The organism is Aliamphritea ceti, assembly GCF_024347215.1.
GTDB classification, from domain to species: domain Bacteria; phylum Pseudomonadota; class Gammaproteobacteria; order Pseudomonadales; family Balneatricaceae; genus Amphritea; species Amphritea ceti.
In genome coordinates, this window is the sequence record NZ_AP025282.1 from 2309433 (window position 1) to 2333560 (window position 24128).

Genomic DNA, 24128 nt, shown 5'->3' on the forward strand with positions numbered 1-24128 from the left:
TATGGATACGATCCGAGACTCAAAAAAACTGCCAGTTCTGGCGATCTTTTCTGAAGCATTAGCCCTGCCTCGCAAACACTTTCACTCTTTAATTCGTTATGGCCTGCCGGTCTTGGTTCTAGGATTATTTACAACGGTGTTTACTTCACCTCAGATTGGCGGAGGAGGCTTCAGCGGGCTTTTAGGAGGTATCTTTGGTCTGGCGTTTGGACTTTGTTTAGTAATGGGCATTGTGAGTTGTCACCGAATTTTTTTATTGGATAGTGAGATAGCCAATAGTACGCCGGTTTGGCGTTGGACCATTCGGGAAACACGCTATTTAATTGGCTGGATTACGATCAGTGTAGTCACACTGGCTTTAGCATTATCGGTGATGCCGTTTGTTGTGCCGATGTTAGATGATATGTCAGGTGCTGTCGGTAATGATGGTTTTTTGTATTGGCTGCTTTCTAATGCTTTATATGTTCCCCTGATGTATATCATTTCTCGTTTGATGATTCTCTTGCCGGCAATCGCAGTTGGTTCGGTAAGGAGGGGGATGGGTGCTGCATGGCAACTGAGCAAAAATAACGGCTGGCGTCTCACGATATTGATTGGCCTCCCTGCATTTGTGTCACATCAAGTATTTACCTTGTTCGAATACTTTGAAACTTTTCCAATGTTTATTTTGGAGTTTTTTTTCTGGTTGTTTCTGGGATTGATTGAGCTAGGCATTTTGTCACTCAGTTATGCCTGGCTCCGTGATAATAGTTCGTCTGAGAGCAAACCGGCACAAATAAATATTCAGAAGACAGATTAATGCCTCCGGTTTAACAAAATGGCAGTGCTAGTGAAAATTATCAGAAGTAGTGCCAGCCATTCTGTTCCCATTGCTAAAATTACAGGCGCGGCTTGAGTAACCAGCGCGCCAGTAAGGAGTTGCATAAATCCTAATAAGCCTGAAGCGGCTCCCGGTGCTATATCACTACTGGCGATGGCAGCGGACTGGTTATTCGGCTGACTTAACCCACGGCCGAAAGTGTAAAGCGCCATGGGTGTAAACAGCAGAAAATAGCTCAGTTCAGCACTTAGCAGCCCGATTAATAAACTCAACGCTGCAACCACTGAGATACCATTTCCCATTGTGATCATTGTTTTAATGCCAAGCTTTGCCGAGATTTTAGCTGCACTGAAACTTCCCGCCATAAACCCCAGCGCGACAATTAAGAACCAGTTACCAAAATCTGCAGACGTGCCCTGTAAATGATTGGCCACAATGTAAGGTGCTGTCCCAATGAACAGGTAGAAACCGCAGGCGATTAGCGTGGCAGACGTGCTATAACCCATATAGGTTCGATTAGTGATTAGCTGCTTATAGCGAAGTAAGACAGTTTTCAGGCGAATACTGGTGGTCAGATTGACGGCGGTTTCAGGAATAACCAGCAGTACTATCAGCCAGGAAATACTGCTCAGTAATAATGAAAAATGGAATAGTACCTGCCAGCCAAATAATACATTCAGTTGGCCGCCAAGCGTGGGAGCAATAGCCTGTGCCAGTGCAATCGACAGGGTAATGTAGCCTATTTTTCCTGCAGCCTGAGAGCGGCTGTAGCAGTCCAGCATAATCGTCCGCGCCAGAACCATACCGGTGCAACCGCCAGCAGCTTGCAGGACCCTGGCCATCAACAGAGTTTGTAAGTCATTGGCAAAGGCTCCCAGTAAACAACCGGCAAAGTGCAGAGCGATACCTGTCAGCAAAACAGGCTTTCGGCCAAAACGGTCGGCGAGTGGTCCACAGATTAACTGCCCAAATGCCAGTGTGAACAGATAAAGAGTGAGGCTGAGCTGTACTTCATCGGTAGTGACGTTCAGATCAGCCGCGATATTTGGCAGAGCAGGCATGAGAATGTTCAGCGCAACAGGGCTGACCATCGACATAACAGTAAACCAGGCGATGCCCGGTAATTGATGGGTTGCTGGCGCCTGTTGTGTAGAGGTATTCGTCATGCGCTCTGCAGTTCTGGAAACGATGCAATGCCAGCAGCTGCACATTCCTGATCCTGGGATTCGCTGGCACCGGATACTCCAATTGCACCGATTAGCTGTCCGTTATGCTTAATTGGTAGACCACCGCCGAACAGCACCATATCGGGACGCGTCGTAAGGCCTGAAAGTAAGTGTGGTTTGTCTGCCAGGCGCTGCTGCCAGAGGTGAGTTCCAAATCCAAAACTAACGGCTGTATGGGCTTTATCACGGGCGATGTCTGTTGATGGTAACGGAGCATGATTGATACGCTGCATGGCCAGCGGGTTTCCATGACGATCCAGCACCCAGACGCAAATGCGTAGGCTCTGTGCTGTAGCGTATTCACAGCTTGCCTGACAGATTTGCTGAGCACTTTGCCAGTTAAGAGATGTTTCCTGTATCAGCATAAAAGTAGATTCCAATAAAAATGGCCGGGCAGTATTTCTGGCCGGCCATTGAGTATTTATAAGATTTTGGAGTGTGCTTACAGGCTTAGCTTACAAACTAAGCTTACAGACTGAAAACAACGTTCACCTGGCCAGTACCAGAGCTTGGGAAGTACTCACCGATGATTTCGCCTTTGCCCTTATATTCATCCCATCCCAGCGCTCCAAACAGCATAGCAGTATCGTGCATACCGCCTTCACCGGAACACAACTGGGCGTAATCAGGCAGCATTTTCAGGAAGGTGCTGGTATCGCCCTGTTGCCATAAGTCCAGTACCCGCAGATCCACCTGGCGGTTAAATTCTTTGGAGATAGTGAAAGTACCGTTATTGGCTTCGTAATCGTCGTTATCCCAGATGCGGTGAGATAAAGAACCAGACGCCAACAGCATGACATTGCTGTCGCTGGCTTCAATTGCTTCACGGATGGCTTCGCCCAGCAGCTTAGAAGTTTCCAGACTGTGCACGGTACACCAACCGGCAACAGACACTACTTTAAGATCCGCTTCAGGGTTCATATAGCGCATTGGAACAAGAGTGCCGTATTCCAGATTCAGTGTTTCTACCTGATGAGAGAGGGTAAAAGCACCTTTTTCGGTGGCTTTTTCGGCGATCAGGTCGCCAAGTTCCGGATTACCCTTATACTCGTATTCCATATTCTGGATGAAGTGAGGGAACTCATGACTGGTGAAACAGCCCTTAAAATGCTCGCCTGAATTAACGTGGTAACCGGCATTAACCAACCAGTGTGTATCGATAACAACGACTGTATCGGCACCTGCTTCACGGGCACGGCGGGCAATCTCTTTATGTCCGTCAATGGCTTGCTGGCGGCAGCCTTCAAGCTTCCCCGGGCGTTCTGAAAGTAGCATGGTTGGAACGTGGGTGATTTTTGCCGCGAGTACAATTTTGCCCATCGGAGACCTCTCAAATTTGTGTTTATTCTTTTAAAAGTAGCGTCAATGTCTGACAAGTTAAAATCAGTATATAGCGATTAAGTTAATATGTTAACTAATTTTCTGTGAAGAATATGCTCAAAATTGATCTGAATTAGCTTTTAAATGAAAAGTACAGCAAGTAAAAGCAAAAGTACTACGGTAATAAAGCGGCTAAGAGATGAAGATCAAATGGTGTAAGTAGCCAGGTGCAAGCAAGCTGGTTCAAGCAAGCTGGTTCAAGCAAGCTAGTAAAAGAAAGCGTAAGTAATGAATTTAAGTAAAGGAGTATGAGTAAAGGAGTATGAGTAAAGGAGTATGAGCAGACCGGCAACGCCAGCGCAGAAGGAAAGAGCTTCAGCGCCGGATTAATATGGCTGCGCTGAAGAAATATAAGGTAATGAAAGGGCTAATCTATCAGGGTTCAAGCTCAGAAAGCTCTTTGAGCATGAACATCAACTCTTCAAGCTTTTCTTCGCTGTAACGGTCAATGAAGGCAGCATAGCGTGCTTCAACTTCAGGGCTAAGCCGCTCGAACAGATCGTATGCTTTATCTGTCAGGCTGATGAGCGCACGGCGCTGGTCTTCATTACATTTACGGCGCTGAATGTAACCTTGTTGCGCAAGGCGTTTTAAGATGCCAGTCAGGCTGGGGCTTAAAATACAGCAGCGATTCGCCAGTTCTTTAGACTCTAATTCTTTATAGTTGTAAAGCGCTCGCAGAATTCGCCATTGCTGTTCAGTCAGAGAATTGTCGTGCAGCAGCGGGCGGAAAAACAGCATAGTAGCTTCTCTGGCCCGGAGAAGTTGAAGGGGTAATGAGTCTTCAAACTTTCGCATTCTGTCATCGCTTTAAAAGTAATTAATGTATTAACAAATATGGTATCGACGCCCCGGGGTAATGTAAACGCCAGGCACGGACTCATGCTGATTATTTATCGGTTTTGCCAAGAATAATTAGATTTTTATATTAATTGTGCATGATGGAAATAATATATATGCATTAGATGGATTCGTATCCGGCAGGTAGATTGGTTGCCTCGCGGATGTAAAACCAATTGAAGGAAGTATCTGATGCCTGTAACACGCCGTCATTTTACCAGTCTGGCCGGCCTTTGGGCTGCGCTGGCAGCGTTACCTGTTAAGGCTGCATCAAAGTCTCAGGGGGCGGAAGGGAATACACCTGCTTCGGAGAGTAGCAAAGACCGTGGTGATAGCGCTGCATACGGGAAGAAAGCACCAGCCTTGTTCATCGGTCATGGTGATCCGATGAATATACTGCAAGATAATACTTTTACGCGTGACTGGGATGCGCTGGGTGAACGTTTTAGCCAGCCAGACGTAAAGCCACGGGCAATCCTCATGGTATCTGCGCATTGGGAAACTCCGGGGGTAGAAGTTTCGCTGGCTGATAAGCCTGCAATGATTTACGACTTCTATGGTTTTCCGGATGAAATGTATCAGCAGAATTATCCGGCTCCGGGCGCGCCGGAAATTGCTAAAGGTTTGTGGAAAGCAGATTTTTCGCAGCGTATTTTGGCTGATAATAGCCGCGGTCTGGATCATGGTGCCTGGTGTGTACTTATGCGCTTATTCCCAAAAGCGGATGTACCGGTATTTCAGTTGAGTCTGTCACGCAATATACATTCAGCAGATCATTTTTTACTGGGGCAGGAGCTACGGCAGTTACGTGAGCAGGGCGTAATGATCATTGGTTCAGGCAACATTACCCATAACATGCGTAGCTGGCAGCAGGACTACCGTACTGGCAGAACGCATCTGGTACATGACTGGGCGAGGTATTTCGACGCGAAAATAGTTGAGCGCATTAACAACCATGAATACGCAGCGTTGGCGGATTACCTTCAGTACGGTCGAGCTGCGCAAATGTCGGTGCCAACACCGGAGCATTACCTGCCATTGCTGTATGTGGCTGCCAGTGCTTATGAAGATGAAAAAGCTGAATACTTTGCGGAAGGGTTTGAAGCGGGATCTTTCTCTATGCGGTCTGTGCTGTTTAACGGCTGATGGCTCTTGTTAGCTGAAGGGCTTTTGTTAGCTGAATGCTCTTGTTAGCTGAGGGCTCTTATCAAACAGAGGAGGTGAGGCTCCTCTGTTTTGGCTTGGCTTTTTTGCAGAGCTTAGTTTTTGCAGAGCTTAGCTTTTACAGAGCTTAGCTTTCTCTTTAGATTCTTGCAGCTGCTCGCATAATAATACAGTTTGATTCAGCTGCGCCGCAATATTCCGGATCTCTTTGAAGTTGCGTTTCAGGCCTCTGTCTATATTGGCCAGTACAGCTTGCTGTTGAGCTTCTGGAAGATATTGCCAGCTGATTAATCCAGCTTCAGAAATACTGATGTTAACAGTGTTTTCCCAGGGGCCGTAAAGCACAGAGTTATCAATGGCTTGGTTCAACTCTTCATCCATCTGGCTCAGCTTGGCTTTAGCCAAAGCAAGACCGGCCCAGCTGTAAGGCCAGTGCGGTCGTAACTGGCTGGCCTGACGATATAAGTCGAGGCTCTGGTTCATTAGCTTGCCGTAATCGCGGAAGCGCTTTTCCTGTTGTGCATGTAATGCCTGGCTATAACTTAAACCTGCTTTAATGTCGTAGTAATCACCATGGTCAGCACGCCATTCAATTGCTCTGTCGATAGCCTTTTGAGCACGTTCCAGTTTCTCAACGGGAATAGGAGCGTCTGCATCCAGCTCTTGCAGGTTGATAAGCGCATTGCGGGCTGGGTAACTGTTTATGTCTGCCATCATCCAGCGAACGCTGAAATATGCCATTACTGTCAGTAGCAGAATACCGGCAACGGCCAGAGATTTACCCAAAGGGCCTGGCTTTCTGCGGCGGGAGCTTTTGTTCGAACGGGAAGATTCAGTGGTCATAGTTAACAGTAATATTCGACTATTAAGTTCGGGAGATATGTTCGGCTTATGTATTAGCTGTTAGCAGCTTAATGAAGACCAATCAATTTGGCTGGATTCTCATAAACAAGCTGATGCGCAGCAGATTCACCAATTACTTCCGCAGCAGCGTGCATACCTTCAGAAAGTACAGGAGGGCGGCGATTCGTATTATGGGCGTCCGTTGCAATAATAGTGGCCCAGCCACGTTGAAGAATTTCCAGTGCCCGCTCATGGGCAACATCACCAAATTTGCCGGCGACAGACATTGAAGTTAGCTGGAACAGGCAGCCACGGCTTACAAATGGCTCTATCTTTTCCAGCTTATGCATAATGTCTTTATTACGCTCAGGGTGAGCAATCATCGGCAGAATGTCTTTAGCTAACAACCAGTCAACCAGTTTATCGCAACCAGGCGGAATGTGGCTGTGAGGCAGTTCCAGTAACAGAACTTTGCGTCCGTCCCATTCACCCAGAAAAGGAATCTGGCCGGTAGGAACCATACCCAGCATTTCAACTGAAATCCGTACTTCAGCAGCCATGCCTAACTCAAGGGGAATTCCTCGTTCAGCGATGGCTGTTTTTAAAGCCTGGTAAGCGGGAGTGATACTGCCGATGTTATTGTCATAACGGCCCGGATGAATATGCGGCGTTGCAACGGCATGAGTAATGCCGTCAGCGGCAGCCATGGCTGCCAGCTCAACTGCTTCTTCCAGGTTAGCCGCGCCATCGTCGATGCCCGGGAGTAAATGACAATGCAGGTCAATCATAACTTACCTTGCTTTATTTCAGCTTCAACAAGCCAGATTATTTGCCGCCGGTATAACCGTAGCTATCGTAATAGCCAGAATAGTCATAACCGTACTTCTCAGCTTTCTTAACATCCAATTGGTTCAGCACTACACCAATAACAGGAGCATTTGCTTCCTTCAGACGCTTAAGACCATTCTTAGCTAATTGCTGGTTCGTAGAATCCGCTTTAACTGTGTAGATCATTGCGCCAACGATTTTACCAATCATCAGAGCATCGCTTACTGCCTGAGTAGGGGCGGTATCAATTACGATACGGTCGTAGCGAGTTTCCAAGTCTTCAATCACTTTGGCAAACTTCTTAGAAGACAGCAGCTCCAGTGGGTTTGGCGGAATAATACCGGCAGTCAGTATATCGATATTGGCATTTTCAATGCTGTGAATACATTCTTCAACATCGGCAGTGCCAGCTACCAGGTTAGAAAGACCTGCTGCACTTGTAGCAATCCCCATTGCTTTCGCAATAGAAGGTCGACGCATATCGGCATCAATCAGTAATGTCTTTTCCATTTGACCTAATGAGTAAGCAAGGCTTAATGACATTGAGGTTTTACCTTCACCGGGTATCGATGAAGTCACACATAATGTTTTATGCGGATTGTCTAAAGCAGAAAGGACAACGCCTGTACGAATAGTACGGACGGCTTCAGAGTATGCTGATTGAGGTTCCTGGATATATTGTGTGTAGCTTGGGTGGTCATGCTTACGGCGTTTAGGTAGCAACGGCAATAAACCTAACAGAGTAGCGTGTAGCTTTTCTTCTACGTCTTTCGCCGACATTATGGTGTTGTTCAGTGCCTGTAATAAGAGAGCAACCATAACGCCCAGCATGATACTGGCAGCAAAGGCCGCCACAACGATCAGCTTCTTCTTAGGTTTGGCTGGTAGTCGAGGAGGAATTGCAGGATCGGCAATACGTGCATTAGCGCTGTGTAAGTCGCCGGTAGCATTTGTCTCATTTAGGCGACCAAAAAAAGTATCGTAAAGTTGGCGGTTTGCATCAACTTCCTGTTCAAGCTCTTTAAGGCCGTATTCTTTGCGGTTGATAGACTTAAGTTCAGATTTAGTCTGGTTGACGGCAGACTTAAGAGAGCCTTCACTGGCAAGTGCCGCTCGGTATTCGTTTTCAATACTGTTCACTACAGCTAAAATCTGACTGTTTAAGCTTCGGCGGGCGTTATTCAATTCTGATTGCGCAGCTTGCATCTTAGGATGTTTCGCGCCATATCGTTCTGCAAGTTCTGACTTCTTCAGTTCAACAACAAGAACAGACGCTTTGAGATTTTGTACCACTTTGTGTTGCAGTACAGTGGGAATGCGCTCGAAGTCAGCCGGATTATTTTTACTGATAGCTCGAATTTGGCGATAAACACTTTCAAGGGCCAGCCGATCACGACGAGCATCAACTAATTTATCTGACACCAGTTCAAGTTCTGTATTGGCAATATCAAGACCTCCATCCTGACCGACGATGCCTTGTGAATCTCGGTATTCCTGTAAACGGCGCTCTGAAGCTTTAAGCGTCTGACGCAAACCGCTCAGCTGTCCAGTCAGCCATTCAGATGCCTTCGCTGTAAGTTGAAGACGCGCTTCCAAATTGTTATCAATGTAAGCTTCACCGACAGCGTTCGCGACGGTTGCTGCAAGTAAACGATTATTCGCTTCAAAACTGATTTTAACTAACTGTGTTTTACGAACAGGGGAAATTGATAGTTTCTTAAGAAAGGAGTCAGTCACAATTTGAAAATGCTGAGCTGATTCTTCTTGTGCAGTCAGCTCTACTGTTGGAGTGTTAAGCTGATCTTGGATAAACTGATTAACACCAAGGTCTTCTTTGATTTCTGTAATCTTTGACTTTATAAATCCTGGCTCAGGATTAAATTCCGGATGATTAACTAAGTTAAGGTTACGTATGACTTTTTCAGCTAGTTGGCGTGACTTCAATATTTCAAATTGAGTCAGATAGTATTCATTGTTAGACGAGTCGAGCCCATAAACTTCTTCAATGGATACAACGTTGGCCTGTTGAGCTTCGATCAGTAGAGTGGCTGTCGCCCGATAAGTGGGTTTAATGCTGAATACCACCATAATCGTCAGCAAAGTGACAACAATAGCAAAGCTTAGAATACTCCATTTACGTTGCATAATGGTATGCCAGTATTGGCGAAGGTCGATACTTTCTTCTTCGATGACGGGCGTTGTAAATTGATTATTCATTGTATCCATACTTTTTTATATAACTGTTAAAGCGGCAAAAAACCGGACTACTGTTTGCAGCAATCCGGTTTGTAAGCGTTGCTTGTTCAGGCAATGCTCAGAAGAAGCTCTCTTCAATGGTAATAATGTCGCCTGGCTGAATACTGGTGTTAAGCTTCACCCGGCTTGGATCGCCGTTTTGGTCTTCACGGGCGATAAATAATTTTGATTTCGAAGCCCGCTCAGTAAAGCCGCCAGCAATGGCGACTGCTTTTTGCAGCGTCAGACCGGGTTGGTATGGGTAGCCACCAGGTTCTTCTACCTCACCATTAATAAAGAACTCACGGTATTCAGCGACAGTAATACTAACCGTAGGGTTAATAAGATAACCATCAGCTAACCCTGTTTTAATTGTGCTGGTGAGTTCACCAATAGTGTTGCCCAGTGCGTTTAATTCTCCCAAGAATGGATAAGCAATGCTTCCTGCGTCACTCAAGCGAATTTCCATACTTAGCTCTTCTTCGCCGTAAACTTGAATGCTTAATAAGTCACCAGAACCGATACGGTAGTTAGATAGGTCTTCAGCGATTGCGGACTGAATACTAAATAAGAGTACAAATACAAAGCTAAACAAAGAAAGCAAACTACGCATAGTTAAAACCATTTTATAATTACAGAGATGCGTCAACGGTCAGGAAGATGACATTTTTATCAAAGCTGACGCCAGTCACGTTTGAGCTGGTGTCGTTATAGGTATATGAAAGTCCAAGTGATAACCAGCGACGCATATCATAGTTAAAACCAGCGCTGTAGCTTTTAACTTTATCTTCGCGGTTGTTAGCGTCACCTTCGTAAGTTTCAGTCGAGTGGCTAATTCCCAGGTCAGTGCTGATAAAGTCATTCCAGCCATGATTCCAGTTAACTGCTACTGTTTCAGCGTTGATAAAGTTGCCTGTACCGTTACTTTCTTTATCTTCCTGACCTGTAGAAAGCTCAACGATAGAATAGGTTTTAGGTGACCATTTAACTGCGGCTTCCCAGCTCGCACCGTCATCATCTTTACGGGTATTCGAGTCGAAGTCCTTGTCGAAATGACCAATCTTAACGGTACCCGTGGTTTTAGCGGTAGACTCCCAAGTCGCACCGATAAAGTAACGCCAAGTATTGTTGTCTAACGTAACTGTGGCGAGGTCGTAATCGACATCTTTGTTACGGGCTTCAAACAGCAGAGAGGTTTTAGGCGCTATGCGGTAGTAAAAAATACCACCAGCAATAAGCTCCTGGTTATCCCGGCCTTCAGTAATATTACGGAAGTTATTGTACTCACGGTCTAGCCGTTCACCATAGAATTCAATACGGCCAGTTGCGTCATCTCCGCCAAATTGATAATTGAAAGAAACTGAACGGGTATCGTATTCAAGTGGCTCGGTAACTGCGTTGGCTAAGCCGCCGTTAGCGCTTAAGCCTGTGCCCCGGGTTTCATGACCTCGGTTGTATTCAGCACGTAAATCCAGCTTGTTGCGGGAATTGAATTCTAGGTGAGCATCAAGTGCCAGATTATGATCTAAATAATTATCATCAGAACTGTTTTCGAAAATACCTTTACTCAGGGTATAGCTCATGCGATATGCATTGAGACCTTGCTCAGCAATCAGTTGTACACTTGGAGATAGTACCGTCACCATACTTGAAATTTCATTAGTATTAGCGCTAAGAATATTGTCGTCATAACCAACTTGCAGGTTCATGGTTGGCACGAGATCCATTTCACCGACAGCGATAGAAGCGGGTTCAATCTCTGCAAATACAGGATTACTGAGTGCAGCAATAATTGCGGATAGTGGAAGAATTTTGCCAGGGAAGCGCATCGCAAATGTCCTTATATTCTTTAATGATTGCCAAACAGTCAGCTGACGGATGGTAAAGACCATTAAATGTCACGTCCTGTGTGTTGTGCTATTAGATCAAATCTATTGATCAAGAATGCGCGCAATAATAGCACATCACATTATGTGAGCTACAGCTATTGACATGGAATTATTAAAAAAAACTTAAACGAATCTATTTCGTTGCTGACACAAAGTAAAATTTAATTAAAATGACGTAAGTTATTCATAAATATGTCAACTTGGGTAGTCTGGCTGGTTTGGTTTTGGGTTGTTATAAGTGGGTCTGAAACAGATGCATTGTCTAATAAGGGTTAGCCGGAAGTTGGGTGCTTTGTTACTATGCGATTAAGTAGCCGGTAGAGTTAAGAAATATTAGAGGTGTAGAGTGAATAAACTAACCAAGCTGATAATTTCAGTATGTTTGATGAGTTTATCTGCGTTGGGGCAAGCAGTTGACTCATTCAGTATAAAGCAGCCAAGTGCAGTTCAGGCCGAACCAGCGAATGGCAGTGATGTACTAGCTCAATTGCGTGCTGGGCAAGTAGTGTTGAAAATTCAGCAGAAAAGCAGCTGGGCGCAAGTGTTTTTCATGAGTGATACCGATCAGCCAGTCAAGGGCTGGGTGCCAGCAAAATTGTTGGCCGCTATAGGTGATGTTAGCTATGAGCCAGTTGCGTCGGATGTTAAAGCTGCTGAGTTATTTAATAGCAAGGTGAATGCTAATAGTTTGCGTGTACGTGCAGGGGCGAGTACTGATTTTGAGGTGGTTGGACGTTTGGTAAAAAGTCAGTCAGTCGTTCGTCTGAAAGATGCTGATGGCTGGTCTAATATCCGTTTCAAAGTTGATAATGTATGGAGGGAAGGTTGGGTAGCCAGTAAGTATCTTGCTGCTAAATAGCTTTCCTTTTTTGTAAAAAAAACGCCGTATATACGGCGTTTTTTTATGGGTAAATTTTAGAGGTCAGAGATCAGAGAACAGAAATCAGCTACGTGATTTCTTCTTATATAAAGCGATATAGCCACACGCGAGCAGTATGATGAATGTCAGCGCATTTGCGGGAATCTGTAAGTTGAAATCTACCGTTGAATGAATGGCAAAGGCAATAATGGCCATTAGGCAGCCGAAGGCTAGCCCGCGTAGCAGAGGGTCTTTACGGGTTCGAATTGCTTGTGCAGCCATTAAAGCGCATATGAAAACAGCAATTATGAGCAGGATCGTAATGGGCACACCGTATTCACTGGCAAATTGAAAATAATCATTATGGGCTTTGTCGTAGAAGCTACTTCCAGCAAGGTAGTCTCTGTGCATAGGAAAATCGGTATAAAAGGTACCAGCGCCACTGCCGGTTAGCATATGATCATTAATAGCGATCAGTGTATAGCTGTTTACTTCATCACGGGTTTCAGTGCTGGCTGAGGTATTACTGAGTCGCTCGGCTACTTTATCAACGCCAAAAAATGTACCCACCACAAAAATATCAATAATGATCAGGCTGGTAATAAGTATCAGTACTGAACGCAGGCTGCCTTTATGCAGAATAAGTGCTAATACGCCGGTGATTGAAAGGCTGGCGAAGAAAGCAGTGTTACCCATGCGGGAATGCGTCATTACCAGGCCTGCAACCATAATAATCAGAATGAGCCGTAAACTAGCCTTACTGCTGAGTAGGGTTGTGAGAAAGCGTTTCGCCCGCGCACGCCAGTTTTGTTCTGAAGTGAAGTTTAGTTTAGAAATCATCATACCGATGCCTAAAGACAGGGTTAATAAAAGGTATCCTGCAAGGTGGTTACGGTTTACAAATGTGCCTGTAGCTACGCCGATATAAGTGCCTTCGTCTTTTGGTACAAAAAACAGATACTCTATGCCTGTTAGAGCCATCAGACTGCCATACACAGCTTGGAATAAGCCGCTAGCGACTAATGTGTAGCATAGGAGTTTAATTCTGCGGGTTGAGGTACAGAGTAAAAGGCAAAGATTGAATCCAAGCATCAGGGCCAGTGCAAGCATCATATGATTCAAGCTAGTGCTTGGGTCGAGGCTCGAGCCTGTAACTATACTTTGTAAGCCAGCCCATCCTGATGTAACAACAAGAATGACGCTAACAGGCCAGGCATTTTTGAATGGCTGATTAAAGCGTGCCTTACCTGCAAAGAATAAAGCGCTCCAATAAATGCTAGCGCAAGAAAGTAATAGAATGAGTAAGTGTAAAGACCAGTCCCGGTTGCTCCCAAGAGGCAGGGGAGCCCAGAAAAGTATAAATAAAAAGAAATAGAAGAGTTTATTATCAGTTCTGTGGTGGGGTATTGCTGGTGTCATTCAAACTATCCGGATTGCTTACTAGGTTTGGCTTATTCAAGGCAATAAAAAAGCGCATTGCTGCGCTTTTTTCAAATCTTAACAAGTTTTAGCTAGGGCTGCTGTTTCCGCCGCCACCAGAGCCATTGCTTGAGCCGTAACCGATGCCATTATTACCACGGATACCGTTACTGTTGTTAACACCATTGCCATTGTTCGCATTGGCGTTACCACTGTTACCAGCACCTGCAGCGGTGGCTTCCAGTACATCAGTAGTGTCAACGTTTGCTGCGAAAGAAGCGGCAGCAATCGTACCTAAAGGAACGTTTGCTGCGTTTGCCGCACGTCCGATTGCAGCCTGTGCCGCTGGATTACTGTTATTCAGGCCAAGTGCTGCAGTCAAAATAGATTGCTGCTGTGCTTCACTGGCAGAGCTCAGCAGGTTTTGAATAGCAGATTGAATGGCTTCAGGTGTGTTAGCACCATCAAGTGCTACAGCAACGCTGGTAACGATATCAGAAGAAATTCCGGTATCCAGGGCAGTAGCTTGAACGGCTTCTTGATCGACTGCAGCAATAACTGAAGTGGCAGGAAAAGAAAGTGTCGCTGCAATAGCAATAGCTAACAGTGAACGGCGCATATTTTATCGCTCCATGAATTGAATTGTGTCGTGTACTGCCTGAAAGTATCAACACGCGCATAGTTTAGGCGCAACTTTAGAGTATGTAATGGTTTAATTCAAACAGTTTTGCAGGTTTTGTTTGAAATATGTTAGATGAAAACGATTGGTTGCTACTGATGGATTTGATCTGATTTGACTACTCAAACTATAAAGGAGGCGTGCAAGGTGTTAAGATTTGTATATAGAGTAGGGTAAGTGGTTGTTATTACAGGCGCGGTTAAAATATTAAGCAAAAGTTCAGAAAAAATGCAGAATTCTGTTAGGTGCTTTGCTAATATGCGCCTTCTTCGGGGGGAGAGATCGTTTCACAAGTTTGAAACACATTATCGTTATCGTACACATGATGTAGCCTTTTCTCGTCGCTTTAGGTCAATGCGTTTTATTTAGTTTCAAGCGGTTTGAAACTTTTGTGGTAACTGTAGTCGCATTGTAGGAATCATTCATCCAGGGATTTAATCGTAGGATGAAGCTGTTCAACTGAACAGCGGTGATGCAAGGACACGCCATGACTGCGCAAATAAATACCATTCAGGTATCCCGCTCACACGCCCGCAAAAAACGTTTGTTGAGCAATCATCGCTCACTTGCTTACTGGGTTCAGATCCTTGCTGATCTGGGCGTGATTGTTGTAAGTCTCTTGTCCCTTACCTTTTTAAAAAATGGCGCAATAAGCAGCGAGTATCGTGTCTTAGCGATTGCGACTGTGTTACTGATGTTTATTGTGTATCCCACTCAGGGGCTTTACCGCCGTTCCGGTAGTCATCTTAATAATCTATTACGATTGCATGGGGGCTTGTGTGCTTATTGCTTGCACTGGCCGGGTTTGTAACTAAAACCAGCGAAATGTTCTCAAGAGAAGTGCTTTTACAATGGGCCGTAACTGCATATTTATTGCAAAGCATTAATCACCTTGTGTTAAGAGCCTTATACAAACGCTATAAAGTAATGTTTGCTCGTGAAATTCCAACACTTGTTGTTGGAACGGGTGAGTTAGCAAAGCACTTAGTTAAAAATCTGAATTCTAATAACTGGTTGCCAGACAATGTGTCTGGCTTTGTCTATGTAAAAGACAATCCCCGCGATGCCAATATACAGGAAACATTTTCGTTACCTATTCACGGCCATGTTGATGATTTGCGTCAGATAATCAAACAGCAGGGTATTCGTCGTGTTTATATTGCTTTACCTGTTAAAGCCTCTGAAACCATAGAAGCATTGCATATTGATCTGCTGGACATGAACGTCGATGTGATCTGGGTGCCGGATATTTTCGCAATGAGTTTGTTGAATCATTCAGTACGAGAAGTAGCGGGTATGCCACTGATCTCTTTGAATGAAAGCCCAATGACGTCCAGTAAAACATCAATCTTCCTAAAAGGTGTCATGGATCGATCTGTTGCGCTGATTAGTCTGATTTTGTTGAGCCCTCTTTTAATTAGTATTGGGGTTGCTGTGAAACGTTCATCGCCTGGTCCAGTGTTCTTCAAACAGGAGCGTCATGGTTGGGACGGTAAAGTCATTAAAGTCTGGAAGTTCCGCAGCATGAAACTTCATGACGACAGTGAAGTTAAGCAAGCAACTAAGGGTGATAACCGCATTACAAGTGTCGGCGCATTTATACGGCGCACTTCTATCGATGAGTTACCTCAATTAATTAACGTACTACAGGGTTCTATGTCACTGGTAGGCCCTCGCCCGCATGCTGTGGCACATAACGAATACTATTCAGGAAAGGTTGATGCCTATCTGGCGCGTCATCGAATTAAACCGGGCATCACTGGGCTAGCACAGATCAGTGGTTGTCGTGGTGAAACCGAGACTATAGACAAAATGCAGAAGCGGGTTGAGTTTGATCTTAGTTATATTAATAACTGGTCGTTGATGGGGGATATTAAGATCCTAATTAGAACGCCGTTAAGTTTGTTAAGTAAAGATATTTATTAGTTTTTGCAGATATTTTAATGTTCATGTTTTTTAATTTAAAGATTGTAAGGGAATAAAATGGATTTAGAAAATACCAAAATAGGTGTAATAGGATTAGGTTACGTAGGACTTCCTCTTGCAGTTGAATTCGGTAAAAAATTTAAAACGGTTGGTTTTGATATTAACCGAGCTAGGATAGAACAGTTAATGTGCGGTAATGATGTGACTTTGGAGGTTGAGGAAGAAGAGCTATCTCTTGCTCAAAGCTTAGAGTACTCATTTGGCTATGAAGATTTAAAAAAATGTAATTTTTATATTGTTACTGTTCCGACACCTATTGATGATAATAAACAACCTGATTTAAATCCTCTTATAAAAGCTAGTGAAATGCTTGGGAAAGTGGTGAGCGAAGGCGATGTCATTGTATATGAGTCAACCGTTTATCCTGGAGCAACTGAAGAAGTATGTATTCCTGTTGTAGAGCGAGTTTCTGGTCTGAAGTTTAATGATAACTTTTTTGCTGGATATTCGCCAGAGAGAATCAATCCAGGTGATAAGCAGCACAGAGTTACAAATATATTAAAGGTCACAAGCGGTTCTACAGAGCAAGTAGCAGATTATGTCGATGACGTATATAAATCAGTTATTACTGCAGGAACATATAAGGCATCTAGCCTAAAAGTAGCGGAAGCAGCAAAAGTAATTGAGAATACACAAAGAGATGTAAATATCGGTTTAATTAATGAGTTATCCATTATATTTAATCGACTAGGTATAGATACTTTAGAAGTTTTAGAAGCTGCTGGAACAAAATGGAATTTCCTTCCTTTTCGACCGGGACTAGTTGGCGGACATTGTATAGGTGTAGATCCTTATTATCTTACTCATAAAGCTCAGCGATCTGGTTATAATCCAGAGATGATACTGGCTGGCCGAAGAGTAAATGATCGTATGGGAGAATATGTTGTTTCTCAGTTAATAAAGCAAATGATTAAAAAATGTATACAAATTGAAAAATCTAATATTTTAGTTATGGGCTTTACTTTTAAAGAAAACTGTCCAGATTTACGAAATACAAAAGTAATTGATATCGTAAATGAATTGAAAGAATACAATGCAAACGTTGATATTATTGATCCTTGGTGCTCCAGTGATGAAGCGATAAGAGAATATGGAGTGAAAATTGAAAAAACTCCTTCTAAATCTAATTATGACGCAATTATTTTAGCTGTAGGTCATGAGGAATTTAAAAATAAGGGCGCGTCAGAGATTCGAAGTTTTGGGAAAAATAATCACGTTTTATATGATTTAAAATATGTTTTAAAACAAGATGAAGTTGACTTGAGACTGTAAATTTAAACTGAAGTTAATTATCTTAATCTATGGAAGAGTTAAGTATGTTTTGTTATAAAAAATCTCAAACTGAATTGATGAAAAATCCTAAAAAATGGTTGGTAACTGGAGTAGCGGGCTTCATTGGTTCCAATATTTTGGAAAGATTATTGAAATTAAACCAAGTAGTTGTGGGGTTAGATAATTTTTCCACTGGATATAAAAAGAATTTAGACGAAGTAAGAAATTCTGTATCTGAAGAGCAGTGGGATAGGTTTAAATTTATTGAAGGCGATATTAGAGATTATGAAACATGCTTGTTATCAGTAAAAGGAATTGACTATGTTCTACATCAAGCAGCCTTAGGGTCAGTTCCGCGCTCTATTGCTGATCCTATTACTACCAATAGTGTTAACATTAGTGGTTTTCTAAATATACTAAATGCCTCAAGAGAAGAGGATGTGTCTAGTTTTACATATGCAGCTAGCAGTTCAACGTATGGAGACCACACTGCTCTGCCAAAAACAGAAGACGTTATAGGTAATCCTTTATCACCTTATGCGGTAACAAAATATGTAAATGAATTATACAGTACAGTATTTTCAAGAAATTATGGGTTTAAAACCATTGGTTTGAGATATTTTAATGTATTTGGAAGGCGCCAAGATCCAGCCGGAGCTTACGCTGCAGTTATACCAAAATGGATGTCTAGTTTGATTAATCGCCAAGAAGTATTCATTAATGGTGATGGAGAAACCAGTCGTGATTTTTGCTATGTAGAAAATGCTGTTCAAATGAATATACTTGCTGCCATAGCAACTGATGAAATGAAAGATACTGTTTATAATGTAGCACATGGAGAAAGAACTTCGTTAAATGAGTTGTTTGACAATATTAAAGATACATTGATGGCACATGGTGTTTATATTGATCAGTTGCCTGAATATAAAGAGTATCGAGTTGGCGACATACGACATTCACAAGCCGATATAGATAAGGCAAAAACAAAACTAGGCTATCTTCCTGAATATGATTTTAATTCGGGACTCTCAGAGGCTACTAAGTGGTATTTGCAGCACTTGAAAGTGATAAAGGTATAAAATGATAGGCCAGCGTTTTACTGAATTAGATGGCTTAAGAGGAATAGCAGCGGTTGCTGTTGTCTTTTACCATTATTTAGTCAGGTATGTTGAGTTGTATGGCGGTGATAATGTTGTATCAATAGACTTATTTTGGCTCAGTTATGGCGTACAATTATTTTTTGCAATAAGTGGCTTTGTTATTTTTTACTCCATTGAAAAAAAAGGAGTTGGTGCAGAGTTCATAGTCGCTAGGTTTGCGCGACTATACCCTGGCTACTTGTTTGCAGTATTTCTTACATTTTCAATCGTTGGAGCTTTTGGTCTTGAAGGTAGAGAAAGAAGTGTTTTAGATTTAATAAAAAATTTAATCATATTTCATAGTTATTTTGGCATTGCAAGTATTGATGGTGTTTATTGGACTCTTTCATATGAGGTTGTGTTTTATGGGTTGGTTTTTGTATTAGCAATCAGCCTAAAGAGTATCTCTTTATATAGAAAAGTAGTGTTTATATATTTATGTTCAAGCATCTTTATTTTGATTGCTGGGAATGATTATATAGTTTCAAAGATGCTAAATAAAACTTTTATTTTAGATTATTTGTCTTTTTTTATAATGGGGATGTATTTTTGCCAGCGAGTAAATGATGAAAATAAATCAGATATTTTAGGTATGATTATTATATTGTTTTTGATGTATTTGAAAGGCGAAAATTGGGTTGTATTTGCAGTCGTTTTTCTTATATTTCAAATGCTGATGAATGGATGGTTGAAAGTTCTTAAAAATAATTTTTTCTGTTATCTGGGAATGATTTCATATTCATTATATCTTTTGCATCAAAATATCGGTTATGTCATCATTAATTTATTTGTTGATGATTTCGGTCTTGTCTTGGCAATAATGATGGCAATAATGGTGTCTTTGATTTTAGCAACTATCTCATACTACTTTGTTGAAAGGGTAGGTAAAAAAATTGTGTTAAATCAATATAATAAATTTTTAACTTCTTCTTTTATGATAAATAAATCATGAAAATTAGTATTTTCCTAAAATTGTTTAGCGGTGTGGCATTAGCACAAATTATTGTTTTTATTTGTACGCCCTTTCTTGCAAATAGTTATGGGGCAGAGGCTTTTGGTGAATTCGGTTTCTTTTTTACTATAGCCTCTGTATTGGCGATTATTTATGTCGGACGATTAGATTTGGCGATAAGTAAAGCTAGAACAATCGTAGATTGTAAAATAATTATAACTGGTATTGTTTTATTATCATTTTGCTCTGTCTTTCTCACATTTCTAATATGTCAATTGTTATTGAAAGATATTATAAATATCGAGTTTTGGAAATTAGTGTGCGGTGGAATAGGTTTTGGATTGTTTTTAATTTCAAATTCTATATTGATTTTTAACGAAGATTATCTCAATCTCGCGAAACAAAAAGTTACTAGAGCTCTGTTGACTGTTAGTTTTCAGTTTATATTACTTTTTATTTTACCGAACGAAGGTTTAATCATTGGCTGTACAGTTAGCTATATTTTAGCGTCTCTTATTTATCTTACAAGACAATTTAAACCGTGTTATAAAAGATTTTGGCTTGCTGTATCTATTGCTTTGGTAAAGCATAAGGGAATTCTAAAATATAACCTATCAAATGATCTAATCTCAGCTTTTTCTCAAAATATGCCAGTCTTTCTTGCTGCTACGGTTTCATTGAATGTAGCTGGTGTTTACTTTTTGGCTGAAAGGCTAATAAGAACACCTATATATTTAATAGCTTCAACAATTAGGCCTGTAATTATAAGAAGTTTTGTAAGTTTAGATTACAATGATAAGGTTTCAAGATATAAGCTATATATTATACAGCTTTTTGTTTTTTCAATTGCTTTGTTCTTAGTATACATAATAATTTCTAGCATACTCTTTGATTATTATAATTTTGATGAGTGGCTTGATTTAGAGTTCTATATGACTTCTATTATTTTATGGACTCTGGCATCTTTAATTAATACACCAACAAACGCATTTTTAACCCAGACAGGGCGTTCAAAGTTGTTGTTTTATTTTGAAATAGTTATTTTGTTTGTACGATTAGTTCCTGCTTACTTGTTATTTTTAGATCTGATTGGTTTTAAAATATTTGTTCTTTGTTTTGTGACATTATCAGTTATTGGTTATTTATTTATAATCGTATTTGTTTTAATGTCAAGTAAAATAGCTTGCGAGACACCTAATGGTTTTGAAAATTAAAGATATATATTTTTGGTTTTTTGTTTTTGCACTCTTGTTTTTTTCGCGAAGCTTTACTTTTCTTATGGAACGTGAGGAAATTATTGGTAGTAGTGTTGGCTTTCAATTCATAGCATTATTTATATACTTTATCTCTTTTATTTATTTAATAAGATATAAATTGATAAGTGATTTTGTATTAGATAGCAAGCTTCTGTGTCTATTTATAGCTTTCATGTTTGTTTCAACCATATGGTCTGATATACCTGCAAAAACGTTCTCGAGAAGTGTTGCAATGGCTGGGACATTAGTTTTTTCTTATGTTCTGTATAGGTCTTCTACAATTCTTACTTTTACCTCGATAATTATTTGTGCACTTACCTTAGGGGCTATCTTATCATTATTTTTTGGTTTTTTTATACCTGACCTAGGTATTCATGCAGGTGAAACATCAATAGATCATATTGGATTATGGAAAGGTGTATATGGTTTTAAAAATCATTTAGGTAGATTTATGGTTGTATTAACGTTAGCTGTTTTTGTGATGATATTTGTTTTTAAACGAACTGACTTTAAATATTTCCTTATTTTATTAATGTCTATGTTTTTGATTTATAAGTCTGGCTCATCGACAGCTTTACTATTACTTTTTATTTGCCCTTTAATTTACTGTTTTCTTAACATAATTGTCTCATCAAAAATAAATAGATATATTCAAGCTCTTGTATTATTAATTTTTCTTTCTTTTGTGTTAATAGGGATTCTTGTACTTCCATATATTGTTGTTGAAATATTTGGTAAAGATATGACAGGGTCTGGTAGAACTGATATTTGGTTTTCGTTATTTAACGTATCTCAGAGTCCATTAATAGGTCATGGTTTTGGTGGGGTATTCTGGGGTGAATATAACAGTGCATATTATTTACTTGATGAGGCTTGGTTTAACCTAGGGCATGCACATAACGGATGGGTAGATATATGGATTGAACTCGGTTATATAGGTTTGTTTTTATATTTACTTATAACTTTAAAAGTTGTATATGCGGCATACAATCTTGTATTTAGGAAAAAATATAATATATACGCATATATTTTCTTGTTAATATTATTTTTATTCTTATATTCATTTAGTGGTGGAGGATTTGTGAAGCAAAATAATATGCTTTGGGTTTTGTTTTGCTGTTCTTGGTATTATGTATATTCGCGTGAAAGGATAAATGTAAATGACGATGATGTTTCTATTAAATAGCCTAGATGTCGGTGGAAGTGAAAGTAAAGTCGTAAGAGTTTCTAACGAACTTGTTAAACAGGGTGTTGATGTAAGAATTGTTTATCTTGGCGGAGGAGATGCATTGATTAATCGTGTCTCAAAAGATGTTGAGCTTTTAAATTTAAATTATAATATAAAATCGATAACAAAAGCCAGTTATGAGTTGTTTAAATATATTAGAAACAATAACGTGTCTACTATATACACTGTTAATATGTTTCCAATGATTTTTGTTGTTTTAAGTAAAGTATTGCTTAGAAAAAAATTGAAATGGTTTTCATTGATTAACACTACTTACTTTGAATCTTTAAAAAAAGAAATTCAAATGGTTTTATATAGAATTGTTCTTTTTTATCCAAGTTTTATTGTCTTTGGAGCAGAAGAACAGAAAAGAGTCTGGAACAAGAGATATTTAATTAATGATAAATCATCTGAAGTTATTTATAACGGTGTAGATAATAACTTTTTTAGTTTCAACGCTGTTCCGAAAAGTTCAATTGATGAGCTTTATCGTTTATATAATATTGATGACTTCGATCGTGTCTATATTACTGTTGCTCAATTACGTTCTGAGAAGAGACATATCGATATTATTGAAGCAGCTAGAATAACAAAAAAACTTGGATATAATTTTTTATTTTTATTCGTAGGTACAGGATTATCACGAAATGTTGATGATTTAAAAAAACTTGTTGATGAGTATAACCTTTCTGAGAATATTATTTTTATTGGACAAGTAGGTGATCCTCGTCCGTTATTGTCTATAAGTAATGGCTTTATTTTAGCATCTGAATCAGAAACTTTTTCTAATGCGGCGCTAGAAGCTATGTCTATGGGATTACCCTGCATTTTGAGTAATGTAGGAGGTGCTTCCGAGATGGTTATTCCTGGCTATAATGGATTTCTTTTTCAGGCTAAATCTTCAGATTCTCTCGTAGAGCAAATATTCAACCATTTTAATTCAGATAATTCGTTACTATCTGAGAATGCAAAGAAGCTTGTTGAAGATAAATTTTCTTTTTCTCAAATGATTCAACAGTATTTAAGGCTATATAAAGGTTCTTTTTAATTATGCAAGATAAAAAAAAAGTAATTATGATAGGTTGTTCACCAAATTCACCAGGTGGAATATCTAGTGTCATAAAAACATATGAGCAGAATAGCTTATTTGATGGTAGTGTTAGATACATATCATCATATTATTCATCTAATAAGCTTTTAATGATTTTTAGATTTTGTATTTCTTTTTGTCAATTTATTTATAATCTAGTTGTATTTAAACCTGACATTGTCCATGTTCATTCTGCATCTAGGGGGAGTTTTTGGAGGAAATATATTTTTCTAAGAGTATCTTGTTTTTTTGGTATAAAAACAATATTTCATCTTCATAGTGGCGAGTTTATTAATTTTTATACAAATCAGTCTGTTGCTGTTAAAAATAGAATCAGGGTTTTTTTGGAGAATGTAGATCTTGTTATTGCATTAACACCTTACTGGAAAGAAAAGATCAATTACATATCTACAGAAATCAATGTTAAAGTTTTATTTAATCCAGTAGATAAACAAACGCAATCAGCTAGTCGTATTAATAATCAACTTATTTTTCTTGGTCGGTTGAGAAAAGAGAAAGGCATTTTTGAATTACTTGAAGCATGTAAAATTTTGTTACAGGCTGAACTTCAATATAATCTTATTTTAGCTGGTGACGGTGATTTGAAAATTATTGAAGATGAATGTGAAAGGCTAGGTATTAGCCAGAATGTAAGTATTGTAGGTTGGGTTGAAGGTAAAGAAAAATATAAATACTTATTGAGTTCTGATGTGTTTGTTTTACCATCTTACTTTGAAGGCTTACCTATTGGTATTCTCGAAGCTATGATTAATAATGTTGCAGTTGTTGCAACTAATGTTGGCGGTATTCCTGATATCATAGACGATGGTCAAGATGGAGTTCTTGTAGAGCCAAGGGATGTAAACGCTTTAGTTTTAGCGTTAAAAAAAGTATTAACTAATGACTCATTAAAAGAAAGATTACGAGTTAAAGCATCAATTAAGGCAAATGATTCTTTTAATAGTAAAAGTATTATTAGTACATTAAAATCTTACTATACTCAGCTTCAAGGATGAATTACAC

General features: G+C 40.3%; 23 protein-coding genes. 12 read left to right on the plus strand and 11 right to left on the minus strand.

The features are described 5' to 3' along the window. Position 1 precedes the first annotated feature (1 nt). Positions 2–799 carry a hypothetical protein gene (locus tag OCU49_RS10570; RefSeq protein WP_261844950.1) on the plus strand — a complete coding sequence of 266 codons (798 nt, stop codon included), beginning with the start codon at positions 2–4 and terminating at the stop codon, positions 797–799. On the opposite strand, the gene OCU49_RS10575 is transcribed toward OCU49_RS10570, so the two are convergent. The 4 genes from OCU49_RS10575 to hpaR all read right to left on the minus strand — a co-directional run bounded on the left by OCU49_RS10575 (position 796) and on the right by hpaR (position 4224). After that, positions 796–1986, minus strand: a complete 1191-nt coding sequence (locus OCU49_RS10575) for a multidrug effflux MFS transporter (RefSeq protein WP_261844951.1) — start codon at positions 1984–1986, stop codon at positions 796–798. The genes OCU49_RS10570 and OCU49_RS10575 overlap by 4 nt on opposite strands. Continuing rightward, a complete protein-coding gene (locus tag OCU49_RS10580; RefSeq protein WP_261844952.1) occupies positions 1983–2411 on the minus strand; it encodes a GlcG/HbpS family heme-binding protein in 429 nt (142 codons plus the stop codon). The genes OCU49_RS10575 and OCU49_RS10580 overlap by 4 nt, the downstream gene beginning before the upstream one ends. A gap of 103 nt (positions 2412–2514) precedes the next feature. Next, positions 2515–3366, minus strand: coding sequence for a 3,4-dihydroxyphenylacetate 2,3-dioxygenase (gene hpaD, locus OCU49_RS10585; protein WP_261844953.1), 852 nt, complete (start codon positions 3364–3366; stop codon positions 2515–2517). 435 nt (positions 3367–3801) lie between these two features. Further along, positions 3802–4224 carry a homoprotocatechuate degradation operon regulator HpaR gene (hpaR, locus tag OCU49_RS10590; RefSeq protein ID WP_261844954.1) on the minus strand — a complete coding sequence of 141 codons (423 nt, stop codon included), beginning with the start codon at positions 4222–4224 and terminating at the stop codon, positions 3802–3804. A 234-nt stretch (positions 4225–4458) separates the two neighbouring features. On the opposite strand from hpaR, the gene ygiD reads away from it, so the two are divergent. Next, complete coding sequence (gene ygiD / locus OCU49_RS10595) at positions 4459–5412, plus strand: 4,5-DOPA-extradiol-dioxygenase (protein ID WP_261844955.1); 954 nt, start codon at positions 4459–4461, stop codon at positions 5410–5412. Between the two features lie 129 nt (positions 5413–5541). Here the strand turns inward: ygiD and OCU49_RS10600 are convergent, their stop codons facing one another. The 5 genes from OCU49_RS10600 to OCU49_RS10620 form a co-directional block, all read right to left on the minus strand. Then, positions 5542–6273 (minus strand): hypothetical protein, encoded by a 732-nt coding sequence (locus OCU49_RS10600; protein ID WP_261844956.1) that lies wholly within the window; start codon positions 6271–6273, stop codon positions 5542–5544. 68 nt (positions 6274–6341) lie between these two features. Further along, positions 6342–7061 (minus strand): tyrosine-protein phosphatase, encoded by a 720-nt coding sequence (locus OCU49_RS10605; RefSeq protein ID WP_261844957.1) that lies wholly within the window; start codon positions 7059–7061, stop codon positions 6342–6344. 37 nt (positions 7062–7098) lie between these two features. Then, positions 7099–9318 carry a GumC family protein gene (locus tag OCU49_RS10610; protein ID WP_261844958.1) on the minus strand — a complete coding sequence of 740 codons (2220 nt, stop codon included), beginning with the start codon at positions 9316–9318 and terminating at the stop codon, positions 7099–7101. Between the two features lie 97 nt (positions 9319–9415). Continuing rightward, the gene (locus OCU49_RS10615; protein ID WP_261844959.1) at positions 9416–9949 is read right to left on the minus strand and encodes a polysaccharide biosynthesis/export family protein; all 534 of its coding nucleotides are present in this window, start codon (positions 9947–9949) and stop codon (positions 9416–9418) included. 19 nt (positions 9950–9968) lie between these two features. Continuing rightward, positions 9969–11165 (minus strand): outer membrane beta-barrel protein, encoded by a 1197-nt coding sequence (locus tag OCU49_RS10620; protein ID WP_261844960.1) that lies wholly within the window; start codon positions 11163–11165, stop codon positions 9969–9971. Positions 11166–11610: 445 nt separating this feature from the next. Between OCU49_RS10620 and OCU49_RS10625 the strand changes: the two genes are divergently transcribed. Next, on the plus strand, positions 11611–12084 hold the full coding sequence (locus OCU49_RS10625) for an SH3 domain-containing protein (protein WP_261844961.1): 474 nt from the start codon (positions 11611–11613) through the stop codon (positions 12082–12084). 84 nt (positions 12085–12168) lie between these two features. Here OCU49_RS10625 and OCU49_RS10630 read toward each other — a convergent pair whose 3' ends face one another. Together OCU49_RS10630 and OCU49_RS10635 are read right to left on the minus strand one after the other, a co-directional pair. Beyond that, a complete protein-coding gene (locus OCU49_RS10630; RefSeq protein ID WP_261844962.1) occupies positions 12169–13065 on the minus strand; it encodes an O-antigen ligase family protein in 897 nt (298 codons plus the stop codon). A 526-nt stretch (positions 13066–13591) separates the two neighbouring features. Next, the gene (locus OCU49_RS10635) at positions 13592–14122 is read right to left on the minus strand and encodes a hypothetical protein (protein ID WP_261844963.1); all 531 of its coding nucleotides are present in this window, start codon (positions 14120–14122) and stop codon (positions 13592–13594) included. Between the two features lie 547 nt (positions 14123–14669). Here OCU49_RS10635 and OCU49_RS10640 point away from each other — a divergent pair. From OCU49_RS10640 to OCU49_RS10680, 9 genes are all read left to right on the plus strand, one after another. Beyond that, entirely contained in the window at positions 14670–14993 is a 324-nt protein-coding gene (locus OCU49_RS10640; protein ID WP_261844964.1) for a hypothetical protein, read from the plus strand. Next, a complete protein-coding gene (locus OCU49_RS10645; protein WP_261844965.1) occupies positions 14960–16108 on the plus strand; it encodes an undecaprenyl-phosphate glucose phosphotransferase in 1149 nt (382 codons plus the stop codon). The genes OCU49_RS10640 and OCU49_RS10645 overlap by 34 nt, the downstream gene beginning before the upstream one ends. A gap of 57 nt (positions 16109–16165) precedes the next feature. Next, positions 16166–17440, plus strand: a complete 1275-nt coding sequence (tviB, locus tag OCU49_RS10650; RefSeq protein ID WP_261844966.1) for a Vi polysaccharide biosynthesis UDP-N-acetylglucosamine C-6 dehydrogenase TviB — start codon at positions 16166–16168, stop codon at positions 17438–17440. 44 nt (positions 17441–17484) lie between these two features. Beyond that, positions 17485–18519: an NAD-dependent epimerase/dehydratase family protein gene (locus OCU49_RS10655; RefSeq protein ID WP_261844967.1), complete on the plus strand. Its 1035-nt coding sequence runs from the start codon at positions 17485–17487 to the stop codon at positions 18517–18519. A gap of 1 nt (position 18520) precedes the next feature. Then, positions 18521–19531, plus strand: coding sequence for an acyltransferase family protein (locus OCU49_RS10660; protein ID WP_261844968.1), 1011 nt, complete (start codon positions 18521–18523; stop codon positions 19529–19531). After that, positions 19528–20745 (plus strand): MATE family efflux transporter, encoded by a 1218-nt coding sequence (locus OCU49_RS10665; protein ID WP_261844969.1) that lies wholly within the window; start codon positions 19528–19530, stop codon positions 20743–20745. Before OCU49_RS10660 ends, OCU49_RS10665 begins: the two co-directional genes overlap by 4 nt. A 274-nt stretch (positions 20746–21019) precedes the next feature. Further along, complete coding sequence (locus tag OCU49_RS10670; RefSeq protein ID WP_261844970.1) at positions 21020–21973, plus strand: O-antigen ligase family protein; 954 nt, start codon at positions 21020–21022, stop codon at positions 21971–21973. Continuing rightward, complete coding sequence (locus OCU49_RS10675; RefSeq protein WP_261844971.1) at positions 21948–23063, plus strand: glycosyltransferase; 1116 nt, start codon at positions 21948–21950, stop codon at positions 23061–23063. The genes OCU49_RS10670 and OCU49_RS10675 overlap by 26 nt, the downstream gene beginning before the upstream one ends. A gap of 2 nt (positions 23064–23065) precedes the next feature. After that, complete coding sequence (locus tag OCU49_RS10680) at positions 23066–24121, plus strand: glycosyltransferase family 4 protein (protein WP_261844972.1); 1056 nt, start codon at positions 23066–23068, stop codon at positions 24119–24121. The last annotated feature ends 7 nt before the right edge of the window (positions 24122–24128 follow it).

Bases quoted from the DNA above. Each gene is read 5' to 3' on its own strand.
- OCU49_RS10615 (WP_261844959.1), bottom strand. From the start codon at position 9,949: ATGCGTAGTTTGCTTTCTTTGTTTAGCTTTGTATTTGTACTCTTATTT.
- OCU49_RS10630 (WP_261844962.1), bottom strand. From the start codon at position 13,065: ATGGCTCTAACAGGCATAGAGTATCTGTTTTTTGTACCAAAAGACGAA.
- tviB (WP_261844966.1), top strand. From the start codon at position 16,166: ATGGATTTAGAAAATACCAAAATAGGTGTAATAGGATTAGGTTACGTA.
- OCU49_RS10620 (WP_261844960.1), bottom strand. From the start codon at position 11,165: ATGCGCTTCCCTGGCAAAATTCTTCCACTATCCGCAATTATTGCTGCA.
- OCU49_RS10575 (WP_261844951.1), bottom strand. From the start codon at position 1,986: ATGACGAATACCTCTACACAACAGGCGCCAGCAACCCATCAATTACCG.
- OCU49_RS10670 (WP_261844970.1), top strand. From the start codon at position 21,020: ATGGCTGGGACATTAGTTTTTTCTTATGTTCTGTATAGGTCTTCTACA.
- OCU49_RS10605 (WP_261844957.1), bottom strand. From the start codon at position 7,061: ATGATTGACCTGCATTGTCATTTACTCCCGGGCATCGACGATGGCGCG.
- OCU49_RS10570 (WP_261844950.1), top strand. From the start codon at position 2: ATGGATACGATCCGAGACTCAAAAAAACTGCCAGTTCTGGCGATCTTT.
- OCU49_RS10665 (WP_261844969.1), top strand. From the start codon at position 19,528: ATGAAAATTAGTATTTTCCTAAAATTGTTTAGCGGTGTGGCATTAGCA.
- OCU49_RS10675 (WP_261844971.1), top strand. From the start codon at position 21,948: ATGACGATGATGTTTCTATTAAATAGCCTAGATGTCGGTGGAAGTGAA.
- ygiD (WP_261844955.1), top strand. From the start codon at position 4,459: ATGCCTGTAACACGCCGTCATTTTACCAGTCTGGCCGGCCTTTGGGCT.
- OCU49_RS10660 (WP_261844968.1), top strand. From the start codon at position 18,521: ATGATAGGCCAGCGTTTTACTGAATTAGATGGCTTAAGAGGAATAGCA.
- OCU49_RS10655 (WP_261844967.1), top strand. From the start codon at position 17,485: ATGTTTTGTTATAAAAAATCTCAAACTGAATTGATGAAAAATCCTAAA.
- OCU49_RS10580 (WP_261844952.1), bottom strand. From the start codon at position 2,411: ATGCTGATACAGGAAACATCTCTTAACTGGCAAAGTGCTCAGCAAATC.
- OCU49_RS10680 (WP_261844972.1), top strand. From the start codon at position 23,066: ATGCAAGATAAAAAAAAAGTAATTATGATAGGTTGTTCACCAAATTCA.
- OCU49_RS10625 (WP_261844961.1), top strand. From the start codon at position 11,611: ATGAGTTTATCTGCGTTGGGGCAAGCAGTTGACTCATTCAGTATAAAG.
- OCU49_RS10610 (WP_261844958.1), bottom strand. From the start codon at position 9,318: ATGAATAATCAATTTACAACGCCCGTCATCGAAGAAGAAAGTATCGAC.
- OCU49_RS10635 (WP_261844963.1), bottom strand. From the start codon at position 14,122: ATGCGCCGTTCACTGTTAGCTATTGCTATTGCAGCGACACTTTCTTTT.
- OCU49_RS10640 (WP_261844964.1), top strand. From the start codon at position 14,670: ATGACTGCGCAAATAAATACCATTCAGGTATCCCGCTCACACGCCCGC.
- OCU49_RS10600 (WP_261844956.1), bottom strand. From the start codon at position 6,273: ATGACCACTGAATCTTCCCGTTCGAACAAAAGCTCCCGCCGCAGAAAG.
- hpaD (WP_261844953.1), bottom strand. From the start codon at position 3,366: ATGGGCAAAATTGTACTCGCGGCAAAAATCACCCACGTTCCAACCATG.
- hpaR (WP_261844954.1), bottom strand. From the start codon at position 4,224: ATGCGAAAGTTTGAAGACTCATTACCCCTTCAACTTCTCCGGGCCAGA.